The organism is Romboutsia sp. 13368 (assembly GCF_018336475.1).
GTDB lineage: Bacteria > Bacillota > Clostridia > Peptostreptococcales > Peptostreptococcaceae > Romboutsia.
This window is the reverse complement of the sequence record NZ_CP048741.1, coordinates 1,836,225-1,839,480: the sequence shown is the minus strand read 5'-3', so window position 1 is coordinate 1,839,480 and position 3,256 is coordinate 1,836,225. Positions and strand designations below refer to the sequence as shown.

Here is a 3,256-nt window from a genome sequence, read left to right as displayed (position 1 = left end):
ATAATATATACTAAGATATTTAATAAATATTAGTTATACAGTGTAAATTACATGAGGAGAGTAATATGAAAAGCAATAGTGTTAAAGAAATAAAAGAAATTATAGATAATTTAAGTACTGATAAATACTTAGAATACATTGATGTATTAAAAAGAGATGAAAGAAAATCAGTTCAAAATATAGCTATTAAAATGGCTAAAAAATTAGATTCTATTAGAAAAGAAGAAGAAAGATTAGAGCTTATAAATACTTATGAAAATGAAGGTTACTCTAAAGGATATTTATATATAGGTGGAATAGATGAAGCTGGTCGTGGTCCACTAGCAGGTCCTGTAGTAGCTAGTGTTGTAGTATTTAAGCCAAATACTAAAATAGAAGGTATAAACGACTCTAAAAAATTAAGTGAAGCGAAAAGAGAAGAGTTATTTGATATAATAAAAGAGCAAGCACTAGATTATGGTATAGGTATAGTTAATAACGAAGAAATAGATGATATTAACATATTAAATGCTACTTATTTAGCAATGAAAAAAGCTTTAAATTGCCTAAAAAATACTCCGGATTATTTATTAATAGATGCGGCAACTATACCTGGAATAAACATAGATCAAAAGCCTATAATAAAAGGTGATTCTAAATCAATATCAATAGCAGCTGCAAGTATTTTAGCTAAAGTTACAAGAGATAATATAATGTATCAATATGATGAAATGTTCCCTGAGTATGGATTTAAGTCTCATAAAGGATATGGAACTAAAGAACACTATGAAGCAATTGAAAAATATGGTATAACTCGTATACATAGAAAGAGCTTTTTAAAAAATGTGTTATAATTTTAAGATGAAAATCGATATAAGGAGGTCTTATTATGAGCTTTAAAGAAGTTGAAAAAATTGCAAGACAAAATTTAAATGGAAGTTGTAAAGTATGCAAAGTATGTAATGGAATAGCTTGTGCTGGTGAAGTTCCTGGTATGGGTGGAAAAGGAAGTGGATCTTCATTTATTGAAAATAGAAAAAGTTTAGAAAAAGTAAAAATAAATATGAGGGTTATACATAATGTATCTAATCCTGATATTACTATAGAGTTATTTGGAAAGAAAATGGAGGCTCCAATATTTGCAGCCCCACTAACAGGTACAACTTTAAATATGGGTGGCCAAATATCTGAAAGAGATTATATTGAACCTGTTGTAAAAGGTTGTATAGAAAGTGGTGTATTTGCAATGGTTGGAGATACTGCAGTAGATGCTTTTTTGCTAGAAAATTTAAGTGTATTAAAAGAAAATGATGGACAAGGTATAGTATTTATAAAGCCATGGGAAAATGACGATATAATAAATAAAATAAAATTAGCTGAAGAATCAAATGCCATAGCAGTAGGTGTTGATATAGATGCATGTGGACTAGTTACTTTATCAATGCATGGTAAGAAGGTAGTTCCTAAAACTATAGAAGATTTAAAGTTACTTAAAAACTCTACAAATTTACCTTTTATAGTTAAAGGGATAATGACAGTTGAAGATGCTTTAATGGCTGTTGAAGCAGGTGTAGATGCTATAGTTGTATCAAATCATGGTGGTAGAGTTCTTGATTGTACACCAGGAGTATGCGAAGTACTTCCAGATATAGCTAAAGTAGTAAAAGGGAAAGTTACTATACTTGCTGATGGAGGAGTTAGAAACGGAGTAGATGTACTTAAGATGATAGGTTTAGGTGCAGATGCAGTATTAATAGGAAGACCATTTGTAACAGCTTCATTTGGTGGTCAAACAGAAGGTGTTGTATCTTATGTTGAGAATATAAAAAATGAATTAGTTTCAACTATGATTTTAACAGGATGTCAATCTATAAAGGATATTGATAGTAAAGTAATATATAATTATTAATAAAAAAGGAGTTATTATAAAATAAAGTTTTATAATAACTCNNTAAAATAAAGTTTTATAATAACTCCTTTTACTTTAAAGCTCTATTTATATTGTTATGTTTAAGATGAGAATTTGTTGATATTACAAATATATAATATTAGTGAGTATATAAAWWWRYKWKWATATAAAAATACTTTAATATTATTTTATTTTTAGAGCTTTAAATTATTTAAATGGATTATCCATAATATTTATTATATCAGATTGTTTGATTTGTGAAATAGTATTATTGTAAGAATTTTTAATTTTATCTAAAGTTATATTATCTAAACTACTAAAATTTTCTTTTTCAGTTATAGGTAGTACCTCATAGACTATATTACCATTTTGATTATATTTATTAACCCATGTAGGAATACAATTTACTTTAGATACAAAAGTTTTTTCATTATCTTTAGTAATTTCTATATCAACCATAAGTCCATCCTCTGTAAAAGGAGTTCCTAAAAGTTCCCTTCTTTGATTTGATATAAAGTTCCCTAAAGAATATATAACTAATGTTTCGTTATTTCTATCAGTAGAAGTTATCATATCAACTGGTTGAACCACATGAGGATGTGAACCTATTATTATATCAACTCCGCTATCGCAAAGTTTTTGAGCTAATTTAGTTTGAAATTCATTAGGAGTTCTTCTATACTCATCTCCCCAATGAATTGCTAAAACTTGAATATCTGTATTATTTATATTTTTTAATGTTTTATTTATAGTGTTAAAAGCATTGTCAACACTAGTCATATCAAATACATTTAACTTATCTTTAGAATTATCTGATACTTTAATTCCATTTAAAAACTTATTTCCATCTCTAATTTCGCCGTAAGAAAATGAAGTTATACCAATACTTATTTCATTAACTTCTTTTATTAAATAATTTTTATCTAAGGTATTAGATATAGTACCTATAACATCTAAATTTTTAGATTTTAGTATACTTAATGTTCTTTCGACACCTAAATCACCTTTATCGAAAGTATGATTATTTATAGTTGAAATTATATCTACACCTGCATTTTTTAATGCGTCAGCTAATGAATCAGGTGTATTAAATGTTGGATAAGAACTATATGGTATGGTATCACCTGCTAGAGTGGTTTCTAAATTAGCTATAGCTAAATCAGCTTTTTGTATATATTTTGATACATAATTATAATTGTTATCAAATGAATAGGTATTTGTTTTAGGATCGTGTTGAGCATTGAGTTGAGGTGCATGAGCCATAACATCTCCTATCGCATTTAAATTAACTGTATGAACTTTATCAGTTGATGAAGRTTTAGAAACTTGTTCATACTTAACTACCTTATTATTCCTATGAAATGATTT

The 3,256-nt window shown here is 27.2% G+C and carries 3 protein-coding genes; 2 read left to right on the top strand and 1 reads right to left on the bottom strand.

Annotated features, from left to right (window positions below):
- Positions 1-65: 65 nt before the first annotated feature.
- Together G3997_RS07505 and G3997_RS07500 are read left to right on the top strand one after the other, a co-directional pair.
- Positions 66-833: a ribonuclease HII gene (locus G3997_RS07505; RefSeq protein WP_296645038.1), complete on the top strand. Its 768-nt coding sequence runs from the start codon at positions 66-68 to the stop codon at positions 831-833.
- A gap of 35 nt (positions 834-868) precedes the next feature.
- Complete coding sequence (locus G3997_RS07500) at positions 869-1,888, top strand: alpha-hydroxy-acid oxidizing protein (protein WP_296645036.1); 1,020 nt, start codon at positions 869-871, stop codon at positions 1,886-1,888.
- Positions 1,889-2,095: 207 nt separating this feature from the next.
- Here G3997_RS07500 and G3997_RS07495 read toward each other — a convergent pair.
- On the bottom strand, positions 2,096-3,256 hold a 1,161-nt coding region (locus tag G3997_RS07495), incomplete at its 5' end, for a CapA family protein (protein WP_296645033.1).